The 19,135-nt window shown below is 34.1% G+C and carries 17 protein-coding genes and 1 pseudogene; 15 read left to right on the top strand and 3 right to left on the bottom strand.

Translation table 11 applies throughout. From position 1 onward, the window contains the following. Positions 1–1,569, top strand: a complete 1,569-nt coding sequence (locus CLLU_RS03205) for a recombinase family protein (protein ID WP_106008139.1) — start codon at positions 1–3, stop codon at positions 1,567–1,569. Between the two features lie 248 nt (positions 1,570–1,817). On the opposite strand, the gene CLLU_RS03200 is transcribed toward CLLU_RS03205, so the two are convergent. Further along, on the bottom strand, positions 1,818–2,540 hold the full coding sequence (locus tag CLLU_RS03200; protein WP_156212870.1) for a permease: 723 nt from the start codon (positions 2,538–2,540) through the stop codon (positions 1,818–1,820). Continuing rightward, positions 2,537–3,019, bottom strand: a complete 483-nt coding sequence (locus CLLU_RS03195; RefSeq protein WP_106008138.1) for a permease — start codon at positions 3,017–3,019, stop codon at positions 2,537–2,539. The genes CLLU_RS03200 and CLLU_RS03195 overlap by 4 nt, the downstream gene beginning before the upstream one ends. Positions 3,020–3,124: 105 nt before the next feature. Here CLLU_RS03195 and CLLU_RS03190 point away from each other — a divergent pair, with 105 nt between their 5' ends. The 6 genes from CLLU_RS03190 (at position 3,125) to CLLU_RS03165 (ending at position 8,898) form a co-directional block, all read left to right on the top strand. Then, entirely contained in the window at positions 3,125–3,769 is a 645-nt protein-coding gene (locus CLLU_RS03190; RefSeq protein ID WP_106008137.1) for a Crp/Fnr family transcriptional regulator, read from the top strand. A 188-nt stretch (positions 3,770–3,957) separates the two neighbouring features. Next, a complete protein-coding gene (locus tag CLLU_RS03185; RefSeq protein WP_106008136.1) occupies positions 3,958–4,272 on the top strand; it encodes a cupin domain-containing protein in 315 nt (104 codons plus the stop codon). 21 nt (positions 4,273–4,293) lie between these two features. Continuing rightward, positions 4,294–4,482, top strand: a complete 189-nt coding sequence (locus CLLU_RS03180) for a ferredoxin (protein ID WP_106008135.1) — start codon at positions 4,294–4,296, stop codon at positions 4,480–4,482. Positions 4,483–4,739: 257 nt separating this feature from the next. Continuing rightward, a complete protein-coding gene (gene hcp, locus CLLU_RS03175; protein WP_106008134.1) occupies positions 4,740–6,386 on the top strand; it encodes a hydroxylamine reductase in 1,647 nt (548 codons plus the stop codon). A 311-nt stretch (positions 6,387–6,697) separates the two neighbouring features. Then, positions 6,698–8,326, top strand: a complete 1,629-nt coding sequence (hcp, locus tag CLLU_RS03170) for a hydroxylamine reductase (RefSeq protein ID WP_106008133.1) — start codon at positions 6,698–6,700, stop codon at positions 8,324–8,326. A gap of 80 nt (positions 8,327–8,406) precedes the next feature. After that, positions 8,407–8,898 (top strand): HD domain-containing protein, encoded by a 492-nt coding sequence (locus CLLU_RS03165; protein WP_106008132.1) that lies wholly within the window; start codon positions 8,407–8,409, stop codon positions 8,896–8,898. Positions 8,899–9,002: 104 nt separating this feature from the next. Here the strand turns inward: CLLU_RS03165 and CLLU_RS03160 are convergent, their stop codons facing one another. Beyond that, a complete protein-coding gene (locus tag CLLU_RS03160) occupies positions 9,003–9,710 on the bottom strand; it encodes an ATP-binding protein (protein WP_106008131.1) in 708 nt (235 codons plus the stop codon). 86 nt (positions 9,711–9,796) lie between these two features. Between CLLU_RS03160 and CLLU_RS03155 the strand changes: the two genes are divergently transcribed. The 8 genes and pseudogenes from CLLU_RS03155 to CLLU_RS03120 form a co-directional block, all read left to right on the top strand. Next, entirely contained in the window at positions 9,797–10,456 is a 660-nt protein-coding gene (locus CLLU_RS03155; protein ID WP_106008130.1) for a Crp/Fnr family transcriptional regulator, read from the top strand. Between the two features lie 794 nt (positions 10,457–11,250). Then, positions 11,251–13,185 (top strand): 8-amino-7-oxononanoate synthase, encoded by a 1,935-nt coding sequence (gene bioF, locus CLLU_RS03150; RefSeq protein WP_106008129.1) that lies wholly within the window; start codon positions 11,251–11,253, stop codon positions 13,183–13,185. A 70-nt stretch (positions 13,186–13,255) separates the two neighbouring features. Next, entirely contained in the window at positions 13,256–13,738 is a 483-nt protein-coding gene (locus CLLU_RS03145; protein WP_106008128.1) for an aminotransferase class I/II-fold pyridoxal phosphate-dependent enzyme, read from the top strand. 2 nt (positions 13,739–13,740) lie between these two features. After that, positions 13,741–13,836: pseudogene (locus CLLU_RS19015) on the top strand (phage holin family protein); the annotation flags it as partial. Between the two features lie 65 nt (positions 13,837–13,901). Then, a complete protein-coding gene (locus CLLU_RS03135) occupies positions 13,902–14,084 on the top strand; it encodes a hypothetical protein (protein ID WP_106008127.1) in 183 nt (60 codons plus the stop codon). A 395-nt stretch (positions 14,085–14,479) separates the two neighbouring features. After that, a complete protein-coding gene (locus CLLU_RS03130; protein ID WP_106008126.1) occupies positions 14,480–15,055 on the top strand; it encodes a restriction endonuclease subunit S in 576 nt (191 codons plus the stop codon). Then, a complete protein-coding gene (locus CLLU_RS03125; protein ID WP_106008125.1) occupies positions 15,052–18,261 on the top strand; it encodes a type I restriction endonuclease subunit R in 3,210 nt (1,069 codons plus the stop codon). The genes CLLU_RS03130 and CLLU_RS03125 overlap by 4 nt, the downstream gene beginning before the upstream one ends. A 74-nt stretch (positions 18,262–18,335) precedes the next feature. Further along, a partial coding sequence (locus CLLU_RS03120; protein WP_170065723.1) for a restriction endonuclease subunit S occupies positions 18,336–19,135 on the top strand: 800 nt, incomplete at its 3' end.

Genomic DNA, 19,135 nt, shown 5'->3' with positions numbered 1-19,135 from the left:
ATGGCAGCAAGAAACATAACAGTGATTCCAGCCAAAGCAAGGATTGGAAATACTGCATCTGAAATACAGATACCAAAATTAAGAGTAGCCGCCTACTGTCGTGTTTCTACTGACAGCGATGAGCAGGCTACCAGTTACGAGGCACAGGTAGATCATTACACAGATTTTATAAAAAAGAATCCCGAGTGGGAATTTGCTGGGATATTTGCAGATGACGGAATCAGCGGAACCAATACAAAGAAGCGTGAAGAATTTAACCGCATGATTGATGAGTGCATGGCTGGAAATATCGATATGATAGTGACCAAGTCCATCAGCCGATTTGCCCGTAACACATTGGACTGCTTAAAATATATCCGTCAGCTAAAGGATAAGAACATACCCGTATATTTTGAAAAGGAATCCATCAATACAATGGATGCCAAGGGCGAGGTGTTGCTTACCATTATGGCATCGCTTGCCCAACAGGAAAGCCAGTCATTAAGTCAGAACGTGAAACTGGGATTGCAGTACCGCTATCAGCAAGGGATTGTCCAGATTAATCATAATCGTTTTCTCGGCTATACAAAAGATGAAGAAGGGCATTTGGTTATTGAGCCAAATGGTGCGGAAGTTGTAAAAAGAATTTACTGTGAGTACCTGGAAGGAGCAAGTCTGATAGAGATAGCAAGAGGATTGATGGCAGATAATATTTTAACCTCTGCAGGGAAAGAAAAATGGAGACCGGAAACCATTAAAAAGATACTTAAGAATGAAAAATATATTGGTGATGCTCTTTTACAGAAGACTTACACGGTAGACTTCCTTACCAAAAAGAGAGTAAAGAACGATGGTATAGTTCCCCAGTATTATGTGGAAAACAATCATGATGCCATCATACCACGGGATTTATATATGCAGGTTCAGGAAGAGATGGAACGTAGGAGTAATATCAAAAGTGGTGATAGTGGTAAAAAACGCATTTATAGTAGTAAATACGCTTTATCAACCATTGTTACCTGCGGACACTGCGGGGATATCTTTCGAAGAATTCATTGGAATAACCACGGATGCAAATCCATCGTGTGGCGATGTGCAAGCAGGCTCGACAAAACAGCTGTGGATTGCATTGCACGAACCATATGGGAGGAAGATTTAAAGAATGCATTAGTACAGGCGGTCAATTCCGTTTTCGAATCCAAGACACAATTCATGGACATATTAAATCGAAATATTGCAGTAGTCATGAACCAGGTCGATGGCAGTGAGGTAGAACGTATTGAACGAAAATTGGAACAGTTGCAAAAGGAACTACTCAAGCTTGCTAATAACAACCAAGATTACTCCATTCTTGTAAATGAGATTTACCGACTTAGAAAAGAAAAGGAGGCTGCACTGGCTAAGAATGCAGGGTTCGCAAGTCAGAAACTGCGGATGGCTGAAATGACAAAATTCCTTAAAGAGCAGAAAAGCACTATACAGGAGTATGATGAACAGATAGTCCGCAAGCTGATAGAAAAAATTACTGTTTATGATGAAAAAGTCACTGTTGCCTTTAAATCTGGGATGGAGATTGATGTGGAGATATAGGGTGAGCCAAATAAACAAATCACCCTATATTAAAATTTTAGGGATAATATTAAGCATAACTGATGAATTTATAGCAACTCTATCGAATACACTCGTGCTGAGCATTTAAATACAATAGTAAATAAACGGATGATTGAATTACTATTTTGGATTATATATTAAAATATATTTTTATAAGAATTAAAGCTGCGATATGAAATCGTAGCTTTAATTCTTACTTTAGATTGGATTAGCAGATTTTTATCAGTTTATCTTTTATAAAAGCTAATAGCTTTAACAGGACAATTATCAATTGCTTTATTAAGTTTTATATCATCAAGAATGAAATCGTATTTTTTAACTTGTGCTTTTTTATTACTTATTTCAAAAAGTTCTGGATAGTTCTTTACACATAGAGAACAACCCATGCAAGCATTTCGATTTATTATTACCCCTTCTTGTTCAGGTGTGGACTCGCTTGGTATATCTTCATCTTTAACAATTTTCGAAGTTATCCATGAGAAAATAACAATGGCAATAACAGTGAGAATCCAACGAACAACCATAAATTCAATTCCTAGAAATTTTATTTCATTTAGAAGCATAGGGATTTTTATAACCGCCCAAGAACTGAGTATTATGACAATATTTTTTATTGATGCTCCTTTTTTATGCAACATAATACAGACTGGAAAAGCAGCATAAATAGGTCCGGCAGATATTCCTCCAAGAAGGAATGATAGAATAGTGCCTTTAAATTTTGATTGCCTACCAAGATATTTCATTATTGTTTCTTTTGGCACCCATACATCAAGCAAGGCTGTTAAAACGAAAATAACCGGCATAATCATAAGCATTTCTTTTAAATAGTACCCACTGTTGCCTACCGCAGTCATACCAGTTTCAGGTTTAAGAATAAATATTAATACGTATGCAATAATAATTATTGCTGTAAATAAATTTTCTTTAAGTATTTTTGTAATCTTTATCATATTATCACCCCCATAACAAGTGCTATAACTATAGCAAATACAAAGCTAAGTCCATTTCTGACAATTGTAAATTTCATTCCGAATTCTTTTTTTTCAAGTGGAAATGTAACAACTCCAACCATAGTTAATGTTGTTAAAAAAGCAATAGAAGGGACAACCCCAACACCTGCACCAATAAGTGTTCCAACAAGAGGAAATGCAATAAAAGCAGGAATAAGAGTAATTGTCCCAAACAGTGCAGATACGATGGTAGCAATTAAAACATTTTGATTCTCAACATATCCTGCAATTTGTTCAGGTGGAAGTAGTGCCAAAACAAGACCTATTAGTAAAATAATTGACAATATACTGAGAATCATACTTTTGCCCATGCCAAAAGCCATTCTAAGTGCGTTTTTTGTTTTTTCTCTGTTTTTTGTCAAAGAAAAAATAAGAAAAATAATTGTTCCTATCCAGATTGCTATAGTGAATATATCCATTTTAAATCCCCCTTGTTATTTGATAATCCGATTATAAGTGATTTTTATATGAGATAATAGACACCAATGTTTCTTTTTGATATAATATAAAAAAGGGGGCATAGTATGAAAGATATTGACATTATAAAATGTGTTCCGATTTTGAAACCTGTTACTGATATTGAATTACTCGTTTCTCAAGGTCAAATCAAAATTAAAAAGTATGCAAAAGGGGAAACCTTATATAATCAAGGCTGTTTATGTAACTCACTCGATATTGTCGTTACGGGCAGTCTTACAGCTTATTCTCTTACCGAGAGTGGTTCTTCAACAATAATGTTTGAATTTAAAAAGGATAGTATTATTGGTGCAAATCTGTTATTTGCCACTAATAATATCTACCCTCTTAACATATATTGTTCATCTGAATGTAGTCTTATTCATATAGAAAAAACAGCTGTAGAAATATTACTTCACAATTATGATTTTGTAATGTCATATGTAAGATCATTATCGCAAAATTCTCTTGGACTTAATCACAAAATTGCTATGTTTTCACGAAAAACACTTCGCCAGAATATTTATGAGTATTTATTACAACAATCAATCGCTCAACATTCGCAAACAGTGTATTTGCCTTTTAGTAAAAAAGAATTTGCCGATTATCTCGGAGTACAGCGTCCTTCGCTTTTTAGAGAAATTAAAAAAATGCAGCTTGACGGCATTATCAGCATTGATAACCGAAAAATAACAATATTAAAGCATATATAACATATAAAATCATCTTAATCTTTAAGCACAAACTTATAAAGCGAATATTGATTATAGCAAAAAATAATAATATTTGTTGCATTTGCAACATATTTTTGCAAAGGTTAACAGTATAATAAATATATATTGATTTGTAGTATTAAATTCTAAATATATTGAAATAATAATTGGGTTGGAGGTGTTAAATATTGATTGAACAAATATTTGAACTGGCTAGAGGCAATGAAAAAGCTGTTGAGAAAGTTGTATTTGACGAAAATGTACATTATCTTCACATGATTTTCAATAAAGATGAAGGGCTTCCTGAACATTTTTCTAATTCAAACGTTTATATGACAGTTATTAGAGGAAAGCTTTCAATAGGACTTAATGATCAGGATATCCATGAGTATGAGGCAGGTACTTTATTAAAAATACCGTTTCAAACGAAGATGAATGTGAAAAATATGCATCATGAAACATTGGAGCTTATTGTTGTAAAAGCACCAGCTCCCAAAATGTAAAAATATGAAAGGGTGAATGAGATGAAAGCAGAAATTGATAGAGAAGGTTGTATTTCCTGTGGGCTTTGTGTGTCTATGTGTCCAGAAGTATTTCGTATGGGTGATGATGGTCCGGCTGAAGTTTATGTTGATCCTATACCATCAGATGCAGAGAATTCAGCATTAGAAGCAAGAGACGGTTGCCCTGTATCTGTAATAACAATTGAATAACAATGTAATAGTTAATATGTATTGCCTCATCATAAAATTCATTGATGGGGTTATATTTATAATGAGAGTAAATAATATTTAGGTGTATTAGAGATATACAGGCTTTAAAAGCAATTCAGAAAATTTTATGTAAAAAAGGATTATTATCCTAATAAAAACTGAACTCCGCAGCATTTTTGCGGAGTTTTGATATTTTATAATATATTTTATTCATTCTGGAAATAATATAACTATCCCAAAATACTAGGAGGTTTATTATGGAAAATTCAATGTTCTGTTATCAGTGTGAGCAAACATTAGGTGCTAAAGGCTGTGTAAAATCAGGTGTATGTGGTAAAAATCCTACGGTTGCTAATTTACAAGATGTACTTATCCATGAATTGAAAGGTATTGGTTTTTATGGTCAAAAAAATTTGGAGAAAGGGTTAAAAATTAGGAGTGAAATCAATAAGTTTGTGGTAGATACTATGTTTTCTACTCTTACTAATGTTAATTTTGATCCGACTAGATTTGTAGAGTATATTAAAAAAGCCGAAGAAATAAAAGAAGAACTTAAAAATGCAGTTGGTGAAATTGAAAATGTACCTAAAGCGGCAAATTACAGAGCACCAAACACTATGGAAGAAATGGTGGCAGATGCTAAGAATATAGGGATTATGTCTGATGAAAAATTAGATATGGATATACGTTCTTTAAGAGAATTGTTAATATACGCATTTAAAGGAATGGCTGCATATGCGCATCATGCTTATATACTCGGCAAATTTGAGGATGAAGTCAATAATTTCTTTTACAAAGGCTTAGCGGGTACGATTGATGAGAGTTTAACGGTTGAAGATTTATTTAATTTAAACATGGAACTTGGTAAAACCAACTTTAAATGTATGGAAGTATTAGATTCTGCTGTTACTAGTCCTTTTGGTGATCCTGAGCCAACAGAAGTATTAATTACAAAGAAAAAAGGTCCATTTATTATAGTTTCAGGACATGATTACAAGGATTTAAAGGAACTTTTAGAACAAACAGAAGGTAAAGGCATTAATATTTATACTCACTGTGAAATGCTTCCTGCAAATGCATATCCAGAATTGAAAAAGCATAAGAATTTAATTGGTAACTTTGGAGGTGCATGGCAGAAACAGCAAGAGGAGTTTGACGGAATTCCTGGATGTATACTAATGACTACTAACTGTGTACAAAAACCAAGAGACAGCTATAAAGATAGATTATTTACAACAAGTATAGTTGGGATGCCTGAATGTCCACATATTGAAGAAGTTAATGGTAAAAAAAATTTTACTTCTATTATTCAAAAAGCATTAGAATTAGGTGGATGGCAAGAAGATGAGCCTGAAAAGAGAATTACCATTGGCTTTGCCCATAATGCTATTTTAAGTCATGCTAATGAAATCGTAGAGGCGGTTAAAGGCGGCAAAATTAAACACTTCTTTTTGATAGGAGGGTGTGACGGAGCAAAACCAGGTAGAAATTACTATACAGAATTTGCAGAAAAAACTCCAAAGGATACTATTATTTTAACTTTAGCCTGTGGTAAATACCGTTTTAATAAACTTGATTTAGGAACAGTAGCAGGTTTCCCAAGAGTGCTTGATTGTGGTCAATGTAGTGATTCATATTCAGCTATTAAGGTTGCTCTTACACTCGCAGAAGCGTTTAACTGTGGAGTAAATGAGTTACCACTTTCATTAGTTCTTTCTTGGTATGAACAAAAAGCAGTGGGTATACTTCTTACGTTATTATCTTTAGGGATTAAAGATATTCGTCTTGGACCAACACTACCTGCATTTATTACACCAAATATATTACAAGTATTAGTTGACAAATTTGGTTTAAAACCTATTTCAACACCTGAAGAAGATTTAAAAGCAATTTTAGGTCAATAATATTAATTAATATTATGGTTTGAAGTTGTCGTATAAAGGGAAATAATAACAATAAATTACTAGTTGACTAGGGAGCTTTAAAAAATCATTAGTCTTATTTTATAGGCTAATGATTTTCTGAGGCTTTTTTGATTCTGTGTTTATATTATATGCTAAATTGATTCGACAGCCCATATTTTTAAAAAATTTGTAGATTAGTTCAGTTATGTTGCTTTTGCAACATACTTATGCAAAATTTAGCAGTATAATAAATATGAATAAATTTGTAATTCTAATTTCTAAAAATTTTAATAATAAAAGGAGGATTTAAAATGAGTATGTTTTGTTATCAATGTCAAGAAACAGCAAAAAACACAGGTTGTACAGTGAAAGGTGTTTGCGGAAAGAATGAAGAGGTTGCAAAGCTTCAGGACCTTCTGATATACACACTTAAAGGCATTTCAGATATGGTTGTAAAAGGAAAGGTTGATGTACATAATTTGGACAAGACTAATTATGAAGTTTTGAGTAGCTTGTTTATGACTATTACCAACGCAAATTTTGATGACGGTCATATTGAGGCACAAATCAGTAAAATGATTAAGCTAAGAGATGAACTAAAAAATTCTGTTAACCTAAATGATTTCCACGATGCATCAATATTCACGGTGGATTCAAGAGAAACTATGATTGAAAAAGCAACATCCGTGGGTGTGCTTTCAACAGAGAATGAAGACATTCGTTCCTTGCGTGAAATGATTATTTATGGACTTAAGGGTATGGCGGCTTATGGCGAACACGCAAAGAATATTGGCAAAGAGGATTTAGACATTAATGCTTTTATTTACGAAGCATTGGCGGCAACACTAGACGATTCTCTTACAGCTGATGACCTTGTTGCATTAACACTCAAGACCGGAGAATACGGTGTTAAGGTAATGGCTTTGTTGGATGAGGCACATACAACGAGATTTGGAAATCCAGAGATTACCGAGGTAAATATCGGGGTAAGAAAAAATCCTGCCATTCTTATTTCGGGTCATGATTTAACTGATCTTGAGCAGCTTCTTGAGCAAACTAAGGGCACAGGCGTTGACGTATATACTCATAGTGAGATGCTTCCTGCACATTATTACCCTGCTTTCAAGAAATATGACAACTTTGCAGGAAATTACGGAAACGCATGGTGGAAACAGCTTGACGAATTCGTATCCTTCCGTGGCCCTATTCTTTTTACAACGAACTGTATTGTTCCGCCTAGAAGCGAAGAAGTAAGGGGCAGAATTTTTACTACTGGAGCTACCGGTTATCCTGGCTGCACACATATTGAAGCCGATGAAAATAGAAAAAAAGACTTTTCACAAATCATAGCACTTGCTAAGACACTGCCTTCGCCAGAAGAAATTGAGACGGGAAGCATTGTAGGCGGCTTTGCTCACAATCAGGTGATTGCACTTGCGGACAAAGTTGTTGAGGCTGTTAAATCTGGTGCAATTAAGAAGTTCTTTGTTATGGCAGGGTGCGATGGAAGAATGAAGTCAAGAGAGTATTATACAGAATTTGCTGAAAAGCTTCCAAAGGATACTATAATACTTACTGCGGGTTGTGCTAAATATCGTTATAACAAGTTGAATTTAGGTGACATTGGCGGAATTCCAAGAGTACTTGATGCAGGTCAGTGTAATGACTCTTATTCACTAGCAGTTATTGCACTAAAACTTAAGGAAGTTTTCGGTCTGGACGATATCAATAAGTTACCAATTGCCTTTAATATAGCTTGGTATGAACAGAAAGCAGTTATTGTTCTTTTGGCATTACTGTATCTAGGTGTGAAAAACATACATCTAGGACCAACACTACCTGGCTTCTTGTCTCCTAATGTGGCAAAGGTTTTGGTTGAGAAATTCGGTATTGCAGGTATTGGTACAGTTGAGGATGATATTAAGTTATTCATGTCATAAAATTAATAAATAAACAATATATAACTCCTGACAATTGATAGCCTTTGTCAGGAGTTGTTTTATAAACGGAGGGATACAGCATGGATAAAAAATCTGTTTTAATAAATGAAATGATTAAATATTATGCAAGTGATGTGAAAAGAATTAATCATTTTATGAAAGTATATAGCTTCGCAAAAACAATTGGAGAGATGGAGAAGGTAGATTGCTTAAACCAAGAAGTTTTAGAAATTGCAGCAATTGTTCATGATATTGGAATTAAATTAAGTGAGCAGAAATATAATTCGAGTTCAGGAAAGTATCAACAAATTGAAGGACCTGCTTTAGCAAAGGAATTACTTGAAAAGCTTGATTTTGAAGACACTATAATTTCAAGAGTGTGTTTTATTGTAGGACATCATCATACATATACAGCTATTGATGGCATAGATTTTCAAATTCTTGTTGAAGCAGATTTTTTAATCAATATATATGAAGATGAAATTTCGCAGGAAGCAATTTGTAAAATAAGAGACAATTATTATAAAACGGATGCAGGGATAAACTTTTTGAAACAAATGTATTTGTCATAGTCTAAACTAAGAATTAAGAATACTTTTTGATATAGAAAAAATAAGAACACCCGCAAGATTTAGTGTCCTAGACTTTGCGGGTGTAAAGATATATAGTTTATGAATTATGCTTCAAGAATTTTGCCATCAGTTGAAATTGTTATGACTTGCCAAGGAATGAGTTTTCCACTGTTTTGAAGGGCTGTCTTAACAGCATTTTCAATACCACCACAGCATGGAACTTCCATTCTTACTACTGTCAAAGATTTTATATTATTCATTTTTAGTATGGCAGTGAACTTTTCGCTGTAATCACCTTCATCCAGCTTTGGACAGCCTATAAGGGTTATTTTGTTTTTCATAAATTCATTGTGAAAATTGCCATATGCATATGCTGTACAGTCGGCTGCAATTAGTAGGTGAGCATTATTAAAGTAAGGTGCGTTTGGTGGAGCAAGTTTAATTTGTACTGGCCACTGGTTCAATTGGGTTTGTATTGTTGCAGATGTTTCTGCCTTGGTTTCACTAATAACATTACGCTTGAACGTTTTTGATTGAGTACTAGGACAACCACAAGCCAAATTTTCAGGCTGCTTATTTTCCATATTCATCTTTACCGCCGCCTCATCATATTCTGCTGCTTCTCTTTCTTCAAAACTGATAGCATTGGTTGGGCAAGTCGGTAAACAGTCACCAAGTCCGTCACAATAATCATCACGAAGAAGCTTTGCTTTTCCGTTTACCATACCAATGGCTCCTTCGTGGCAGGCTGTAACACATAATCCGCAACCATTACATTTATCTTCATCTATTTTTATTATTTTTCTAATCATTTTGAAGTCCTCCTTGTTTTTTATAGTATTAGTATAGTATAATGAACATAAGATGTCGGTTGCATTTGCAACATAAGAGGTGAGCTATGAAGAAATATCTTAAGCAACTACAAAATAATGAATTGTTCAATAATTTCAATTTGAATGATTTGGAAAGTATTTTAAATTGCCTATCTGCAAAAGTTAATAATTATAAAAAAAAGGATATGATAATACAACAAGGTGCTCATGTTCACTATGTTGGAATAGTTTTGTCAGGCGGTATTCAAATAATAAAAGAAGATATAGAAGGTAATATCAATATTCTTTCCCATTTAGGTATCAATGATATTTTTGCAGAAGCATTTGCATATGCTGATATTTATGAATGTCCTATAACAGTGCAAGCCACTGAGAATTGTGAAATAATGTTTATTGATTGCAAACGAATCATCAAAACTTGTAATAATGCCTGTATTTTTCATTGGAATCTGATAGAAAATATGCTTTCGATGATAGCAAGAAAAAATATAATGCTGAATCAAAAAATGGAGATATTATCAAAACGTACTACAAGAGAAAAGTTATTAGCATTTTTCAATACACAAGTTCAAATGAATCATTCAAAAAAATTTTTAATACCTTATAACCGAGAAGGACTTGCATTTTATCTTTGTGTAGATAGAAGTGCACTGTCACGTGAGTTATCTAATATGCGAGATGAAGGATTGTTAAAATTTAATAAGAATGAATTTGAAATTCTTTAAAACAAAATAAATAGTTATTGCCTCGGTTAACATTTATTTGTTAAAAGACATTTGGATATGACATCATACCCATCCTCGTAACCTTTAGGCTGTCAATGATATGTCTTAGTCAGTTTGGGTAAAAATAGAATTATATGGAATAAGTGAGAGCGAAAAGCAGTCAAGGCTATTGTAAAATGTTACCTAAACTGGTTTGACATCATATAAATCCTCTCGTGCCATGTGGAGTGCGTTGTGAAGATAGTACGGGAATAGCCTGATATCAAAGGCTTGGGGCATTATGCCCTTTTTTGTCGTGTGTTTTATGTTCCCACAGACTGGGATGATAAGCAGGTTAACGACCCCTGGGGGTATATAAATACGCAGAAATATGTCTTGATGAAAAATTATAAGAGCGTTTTTGTAAAATTGTATATAGTAATTACATCGCTCTAATTTATTAGAAAATTTAAATTGAGTTCTATCACAATTTGATTCAGGTATGTATGCTGCCTCAACCATTTCATGTTAAAACCGTGATTAAACTAAATAAGTAAAATTAAGATTTATGGGATAAAAACAATTCACATTGTCAACCATACGCACACTATAAGGTTGACAAATAAGCAAAATATATTTATACTAATTATATTCTTAAAAAAGAATAGAAATATTATATAAAAAATACAAATCACAGAATAATTAAAATTATTGGTAATATTAATGGTAATAATTGTGATGTTTTTATATATGGTCTTTACTATTGCAGTGTCAAATATTTAAATCTAAATACCAATGTGGATAAGGTGAATTGAATGGATTTATATAGTTTAAAAATGAGGGCAAGTAAAAGTCAAGATGGAATAGAGAAACATATTTCAGGTGCAGAAAAAATAACAGGGGAAGACAGTCTTTATATATATTCTAAAGCTTTATTGACTAGGGCATTATATCACTCAAAAGGCAAAGCAGATTTTATAAATATGAAAATCGAAAAAGTAAATCGAGAAGATATTTTATTTCTTGATGCATTGCCTGTTACTACGGTAAATGTAAGTAGTTACCAGGAGGGCATTCAAAAGTTATTAGCTATGTTAGAAAAAATAGGCATTACTAATGCTTCTGCTGTTTTAGAAAAATTAAAGGATACTTATAATATGCGGGGTGCTATGTTATTAAACGTAGATACATTAGAAAGATTGGAACCTGATAAAGACAGAGGAATTCGAGCTACCTATATGGATGAAGTTAATTCTGTTATGAAAAAAAAGGATACAAAGGATCACTACAATGAAGCAATTGTATTAGCTACTAAAGTAGCACATGCGCCTAATATTATTGGTGAAATCTGCATTTCCGATGATCCTGATTATGTAACAGGTTATGTGGCATCAAAGGAAAATGGATATATGCGCATTACCAAATTGAAGGAAATGGGAAGTGAGGAGGGGGGACGGATTTTTCTTTATAGGGGAGATCGTTCCAAAGTTCAAGATTGCATTGATTATATAGAAAAACGGAAGGTATTGGTTAAAAATGTATCTTCCATATTAAATAAGACGTATAAAACGGAAGAAAGTACAAAAAATAAATGGAATTTTATAGATAAGGCATTGGATAATTTAAAATATAATAATTTGTACCGAACTATGAATGAGATTAAGTCAGCACAAAGTGCACATGTCACTTTCCAGGGAAAAGAAATGATTATGATGGCCTCTAACAACTACCTGGATATGTCTAATGATTCACAGGTGAAAGCTTATGCACTAAAAGCTATGGAAAAATATGGCGTTGGTTCTGGCGGCTCCAGATTAACTACTGGAACGATGAACTTACACAATCAATTGGAGAAGCTTCTGGCGGCATTTAAAGGAACAGAGGCAGCTTTAGTTTATAATACTGGGTATATGGCGAATATAGGGATAATTTCTGCGCTGTGTTCAAAAGATGATGTTATTTTTAGTGATGAGTTGAATCATGCCAGTATAATTGATGGATGTCGTTTAAGTAAGGCAAAAATTGTAGTGTATCGCCACAATGATATGAATGACTTAGAGAATAAAATTAAACAAAATCCATGCAGTAAAGGTTTAGTGGTAAGTGATGCCGTATTTAGCATGGATGGAGATATTGTGAATTTGCCGCAATTGGTAGAAATTGCGAACAAGTATGGGTTATTTTCTATGATTGATGAAGCACATTCCACAGGAGTAATTGGAGAAAATGGCCGTGGAACAATGGAATATTTTCATATGACGCGAAATCCTGACATTATAATGGGTACTTTAAGCAAGGCCATTGGCAGCGAGGGAGGATTTGTTTGTGGGAAACAAGAATTGATTGAATATCTAAAAAATAAGTCCCGCAGTTTTATATTTTCCACGTCGTTATCTCCAGCTGTTATGGCGGCTTCAATAAAATCTATTGAATTAATCATGGATGAGCCACAGAGAGTACAGGCATTACAGGGAAATATTCAATATTTTTGCAGATGTTTAAGAGAAGCAGGAATTGAAGCAGATTCTGAGACTGCTATTATTCCTATTATTATAGGTGATGAAAAAAGTGCCATGGAGATATCCAGGGAATTATTTGAACAAGGTTATTATATTTCGGCAATTCGTTATCCAACTGTTAAGAAAGGGTGCGCAAGGCTTCGTGTAGCTTTGATGTCAACTCACAACAAGGATGAATTAAAACGTGCTGCCCGGCTCATTGCCGCAATTGTAAACAGATATAAAAAATGAGAGAATACATATAGATTTGTACTCGGGGGAATAGGAAACATAATAAATGTGCATTTGATTAAAAACGGTAGTGCAATTGCACTGCTCCATTGGCAGCGAGGGAGGATTTGTTTGTGGGAAACAAGAATTGATTGAATATCTAAAAAATGAGTCCCGCAGTTTTATATTTTCCACGTCGTTATCTCCAGCTGTTATGGCGGCTTCAATAAAATCCATTGAATTAATCATGGATGAGCCACAGAGAGTACAGGCATTACAGGAAAATATTCAATATTTTTGCAACTGTTTAAGAGAAGCAGGAATTGAAGTAGATTCTGAGACTGCTATTATTCCTATTATTATAGGTGATGAAAAAAGTGCCATGGAGATATCCAGGGAATTATTTGAACAAGGTTATTATATTTCGGCAATTCGTTATCCAACTGTTAAGAAAGGGTGCGCAAGGCTTCGTGTAGCCTTGATGTCAACTCACAAAAAAGATGAATTAAAACGTGCTGCCCGGGTCATTGCTGCAATTGTAAACAGATATAAAAGAATGAGAGAATATGAATAAGATTTGTATTCGTGGGAATAGGAAACATAATAGAGGTGCATTTGATTAAGAACGGTAGTGTAATACGCACTGCTGTTATTTTTTTCTACATTTCCAATACCAAAATGGTTGAAGAAGTTATTGCTCTCCAATATAGAGCAAAAAAGGTGATAGGTAAAAAGTAATGGCTATTTATACTATATTCGCAGGAGTAAATGGTGCCGGAAAAACGTACATATATAGATCTATTTATTATGTAATTATGAATTATATTGGAGTTGATAATTGCGATATAGCAAAAGAAAGAGTTAAGATTAGAGTTATGAAAGGTGGACATCTCTATGCAAAAGCCAGTATTTTTGCATAATTATATCTACAGCTTGTCTAATGGCATGCGGAATGGTTGTAGTCAAGCTTAAAAGGAAAGACAGCTATAGGAATTGTTATAGTCTGAATTAGCAAATAGTAAAAGCGTATATGTTTGGGGATACAGGAGTAAGAAACAGCGAATATATACCTATAGCTTTCACCAAATAAGAACTAAAATTTTTATACAATCGAAAGTCACTGAAATCAGTGACTTTCAGCATTTTTTGTTAAAATTAATATGTTGGTTAGACTTAATTATTTTATTGAAATTAATGTGTGATATTAAAAATGTAATTTTTTAAAATTACATTTTTAATAGTTGCAATAAAATTTCACATGTGATATAATTACATCATAGTAAATAAAGTTAATTTTAGAAAGGCACAATATTTTATGAAAAAGTTGAGTGAATTGGTTGAATTAGTAAGTGGATCCCCCCAGTTTAGAATTACTGAAGTGTTTGATGAGAAAGCACCGCTTTTTGCCTATTATAGTCAAACAGATTTAACGGATGATCTGGTGGGTATTATTTCAAACGGTGCGGACAATAAACAAGTTAGAACCAATGACAAAGTAAATACCTTGTGCCATGGTGATGTGGTGTTTAGTTTAATCACGGGAACTGCAGCCATGGTAAGAAAAGAGCACGAGGGATATCTTTATACGCAAAACTACGTTAAGTTATTACCTGGCAATAACATTGATCCGAAGTTTTTGGTTTATCTTATTAATGAAAACAAAACAATCAAGAAACAGTTTGTGTTGGGACTGCAGGGTTCACAAGTTTTAAAATATACCCTGAAGCAGCTTAAAGAGCTTAAAATACCGAATATACCTTCCATAGATAAGCAAAAAATTATAGGACAAGTCTATTTTAATCAGTTAAGGCTGCAAGCTGTTAAGAATAGAGCAGCAGAACTTGAAACAAAAATCATATTATCCAAATTAGAGGAGGCAGGTGAAAAATGAATGAAGAGCAATTTGAAACTGAATTAATACAATATATTACCAGTGGAACCATAACTAAACCTGAACATTTGGAAGTAATTGGTGGCTTTAAGGTTAGTGAAAAATCTGCTGATTACTGTGTGAAAACAAAGCTGTGGAAGTATGAACCAAAAATTAAAACTACAGACCAGCTTTGGGATAACTTCAAAGAAATTCTTGAGAGGCACAATCAAAATACACTTGATCATCCACTAAGTACTGTTGAATTTAATCAAGTTAAAAAGATTATATCTGATATTCAAACACCATATGAAGCCGGACAATTTTTATATGGACTTAATGGTGTATCGCAGATTGAAATTGATTTAGATGACGGCCGTCACGTGTTTTTAACGGTTTTCGATCAAAAACAAATCGGTGCTGGGGATACGGTATATCAAGTGGTTAATCAAATTGAACGCCCTGCAGTTATCGCCGGGAAACAAAATCGTCGTTTTGATACTACACTTCTTATTAATGGTTTGCCTATCATACAAATTGAAGAAAAACGTGATACGCATGATGTCAATGAAGCGCTGAATCAAATACATCAATATTCCAAAGAAAACCAATATCGTGATATTTTTTCCACCTTGCAGATATTAGTGGCAATTACGCCAAATAACGTGAAGTATATGGCTAATACCACGCCGGATAAGTTCAATAAGGACTTTGCTTTTAACTGGCAGCGTAAAAGTGATAATACCATTGTTCGTAATTGGAAAGAGTTTGCGGATTCAATGCTAAGTATTCCAATGGCACATCAGATGGCTACTAATTATATGATTTTGGATGGCACAAAAAACAAACAAATGTTAAAAGTAATGCGTCCATATCAGGTATACGCCACTCAGAATGTAATTGAAAAATTAAAGAAAGTTGATTTTGAACTGGGTACAAATAAAGTAGGTTATGTTTGGCATACCACTGGTTCCGGCAAAACCATAACCAGTTTTAAAACAGCATGGCTTGCAAGCCGCATGCCCAAAGTTGACAAAGTTGTCTTCGTAGTGGATAGAATTGCTTTAACGAAACAGACAAATGAAAATTACAGGGCCTATGACCCGGATGCTGGTGAAGATATGATTGGAAGTGTTCAAGATACCAATAATACTACTGATTTAAGCCGTAAATTAAAGAGCAAAGATAATAGTATCATTGTTACTTCTGTTCAAAAACTTGATACTTTAGTGAAACGTAAATCTTTTAAAGCACCTGATAAAAATATTGTATTTATCGTGGATGAGGCACACCGTTCAACTGGCGGCGAAAGTTTTGCAAAGATACAAAAGGCTTTTAGAAAATCCGCCTGGGTTGGTTATACAGGAACACCCATGTTTGATGAAACTACCAGCGGTTTGCGAACTGAAGACATTTTTGGACCACTGCTACATGCCTATACTATTCGTGAAGCAATTGCAGACAGAAATGTTTTAGGTTTTAAAGTGGATTTTGAAACAACCATTGATGAAGAGCAAATGAAAACCAAATATCTGCCAAATTTCTACCGGGAACGCTATCCGAAGTGGACTGAACAAAAAATTAAAGATAAGATCAATAATCTAAGTCAGGAAGATATGGATGACGCAGTTGAACCAAGCTTTTATGATGAAAATCCGGATCATATCAAGTTAGTAGTTGAAGATATTTTCAAGAACTGGAGAAATCGTTCAAATGAAGGTAAATATAATGCCCTCTTTACCACTCATGTTGGTGGCGGGAAAGCCAGTACTCCAATGGCAATGATGTATTTTAGTGAATTTCAGCGAGTAAATGATGAGAATAGGAAAAATGGTGGTCAGACATTAAAAGTAGCAGTTACATTCAGCCAGAACTCATCCAATAATGACAGCATGCTTGCTGCCAATCAAGGTTTATATGATGCTATAAAGGCCTATAACAAAGAATTTGGTACAAGCTTTGGCATGGATGATGCAGCTGGATATACACAGGATGTTACTAGTCGTTTGAATAAAACTGCTACGGACAAGAACTTCCTGGATATTGTGATTGTGGTAGATCAGCTTTTGACTGGATTTGATGCACCGGAACTTAATACACTTTATGTAGATAGAACACTCAAAGGAGCAGGACTTATTCAAGCCTATTCAAGGACAAATCGTATTGCTGACATGCAGGAAAAACCCTGGGGGCGTATTGTGAACTATCGCTGGCCTGCTCAAAATGAGAAGCTGATGAATGAAGCTCTCGCAATTTATGCCAATAAAGATTCAGCAATTTTATCAGAAAATGAGCAGCGTAAATCCAATCAAAGAGATGGTATTATCGCTAAACCCTTTGAAGATATATTTAATGAAGTCAAAGAGGCTGTTCAGAAATTAGATGGCTTAACTGATGAGTTTCAGCAATTACCACCTTCTGAGAAGCAAAAAGAAGATATGTTTGATTTGCTGCGTGATTATAATGCCGGTGTGGCTAAATTAAAACAATATACACCTGAAGAAGTTGATGGAAATACAGTAGGTTTCAACTACGACAATCCTGATGAATTAGTTGAAAAATTAGGCATGACAGGTGCTCAAGAAACCATGCTTACCACAACTTTAACCAATGAGCTTAAACAGTTTATGTCGAAGAAAAAGAAAATTCCTTTTTATCAAATTGAGTTGAAAATGACCCATGTGAAGGATGTGAAAATAGATTATGATTATTTAACTGAATTGGTGGAACAATTATTAAACCAGGTGCATGAGGGCAAAAGTCAGGAAGCGCAAGCTACGAAAGAGAAAATTGATCAGTTTGCCACTGGTTTGGAAGACAGAAATTATGCTGTAAAGGTCATGAATGCAGCAATCGCTATTATCAAAGGGCATTTTCCACCGGAAGGTTATAATCTTAAATATCCAGTAAAATTGAGAGATAGTGAACAAATTATTCAAGCAGCCAACAATGTCAGCCTTGATAGAATGTTCCTGGATTTTCGAGTGAAGTGGGGAATTACAGATATTATTACAAGTGCCCAGATGCGTGAATTATTTAGTCATCATCGTTATGATATGCAGGATTTAGATGATGCTGGTCAAATCCGGGATATAATTGCCAAAGCAAGCGTTGACTATAAGATGTTGGCACATGACGAAAAGATACAATCTTTGTCTAAAATCAAGTACCGTAATGGTTTGCGTAAAGCCATTTATGAATTGGCTGATGAGCATGCTGAAAGCTAATTCATATCTAATAAAACTTTAAAATTAATTATTGAACTGCTAATTATCAATTGACAGTTAAGATAGGAGATAAAATGGATAAAAATAAAGCTAATGTACCTAAAATAAGATTTCCAGGATTTACCGACCCTTGGGAACAGCGTAAGCTGGGTGAAGTTGCTGAACGTGTTACTCGAAAGAACAAAGATTTAGAGTCAACATTACCACTAACAATTTCTGCACAAGATGGATTAGTAGACCAAAACATGTTCTTTAATAAGACTGTTGCGAGTCGTGATGTAAGTGGATATTATCTAGTGAAAAATGGTGAATTTGCTTATAACAAATCATATTCAAATGGTTATCCTTGGGGTGCAGTTAAACGTCTTGATCGTTATGATATGGGCGTATTATCAACGCTTTACATCGTTTTCAAGCTAACTGATGTGAATAGTGATTTCTTGACAAAATACTATGATACGACATACTGGTATCATGAGGTTTCAAAACACGCAGCTGAGGGAGCAAGAAATCATGGCCTATTAAATATTGCCGCTTCAGATTTCTTTGAAACAGAATTAACAATACCAAAAGATAAGGCTGAACAAGAGAAAATCGGACGATTTTTCAATAATATTGACCACCTCATCACCCTTCATCAGCGTAAGTTAAATCACTTGAAGGATAAGAAGAAAAGTTTGTTGCAAAAAATGTTCCCGAAAAATGGTGAAAGTTTTCCAGAACTTCGTTTCCCGGGATTTACTGATCCTTGGGAACAGCGTAAGGCTGGTGATATTTTTTTTACGGTAGTTGATAAAAATCATCCGGAACTTCCTGTACTTTCTGCAAGTCAAGAATTCGGAATGATAAAGAGGGATAATTCAGGAATTAATAT

The organism is Clostridium luticellarii (assembly GCF_002995845.1).
GTDB lineage: Bacteria > Bacillota > Clostridia > Clostridiales > Clostridiaceae > Clostridium_B > Clostridium_B luticellarii.
Note: the sequence above shows the minus strand (reverse complement) of the source record. Positions and strands in the feature narration are given on the sequence as shown.

Excerpts from the sequence above, each read along its gene's own strand:
- CLLU_RS03205 (WP_106008139.1), top strand. The coding sequence starts at position 1 with ATGGCAGCAAGAAACATAACAGTGATTCCAGCCAAAGCAAGGATTGGA.
- CLLU_RS03200 (WP_156212870.1), bottom strand. The coding sequence starts at position 2,540 with ATGATAAAGATTACAAAAATACTTAAAGAAAATTTATTTACAGCAATA.
- CLLU_RS03195 (WP_106008138.1), bottom strand. The coding sequence starts at position 3,019 with ATGGATATATTCACTATAGCAATCTGGATAGGAACAATTATTTTTCTT.
- CLLU_RS03190 (WP_106008137.1), top strand. The coding sequence starts at position 3,125 with ATGAAAGATATTGACATTATAAAATGTGTTCCGATTTTGAAACCTGTT.
- CLLU_RS03180 (WP_106008135.1), top strand. The coding sequence starts at position 4,294 with ATGAAAGCAGAAATTGATAGAGAAGGTTGTATTTCCTGTGGGCTTTGT.
- hcp (WP_106008134.1), top strand. The coding sequence starts at position 4,740 with ATGGAAAATTCAATGTTCTGTTATCAGTGTGAGCAAACATTAGGTGCT.
- hcp (WP_106008133.1), top strand. The coding sequence starts at position 6,698 with ATGAGTATGTTTTGTTATCAATGTCAAGAAACAGCAAAAAACACAGGT.
- CLLU_RS03165 (WP_106008132.1), top strand. The coding sequence starts at position 8,407 with ATGGATAAAAAATCTGTTTTAATAAATGAAATGATTAAATATTATGCA.
- CLLU_RS03160 (WP_106008131.1), bottom strand. The coding sequence starts at position 9,710 with ATGATTAGAAAAATAATAAAAATAGATGAAGATAAATGTAATGGTTGC.
- CLLU_RS03155 (WP_106008130.1), top strand. The coding sequence starts at position 9,797 with ATGAAGAAATATCTTAAGCAACTACAAAATAATGAATTGTTCAATAAT.
- bioF (WP_106008129.1), top strand. The coding sequence starts at position 11,251 with ATGGATTTATATAGTTTAAAAATGAGGGCAAGTAAAAGTCAAGATGGA.
- CLLU_RS03135 (WP_106008127.1), top strand. The coding sequence starts at position 13,902 with ATGGCTATTTATACTATATTCGCAGGAGTAAATGGTGCCGGAAAAACG.
- CLLU_RS03130 (WP_106008126.1), top strand. The coding sequence starts at position 14,480 with ATGAAAAAGTTGAGTGAATTGGTTGAATTAGTAAGTGGATCCCCCCAG.
- CLLU_RS03125 (WP_106008125.1), top strand. The coding sequence starts at position 15,052 with ATGAATGAAGAGCAATTTGAAACTGAATTAATACAATATATTACCAGT.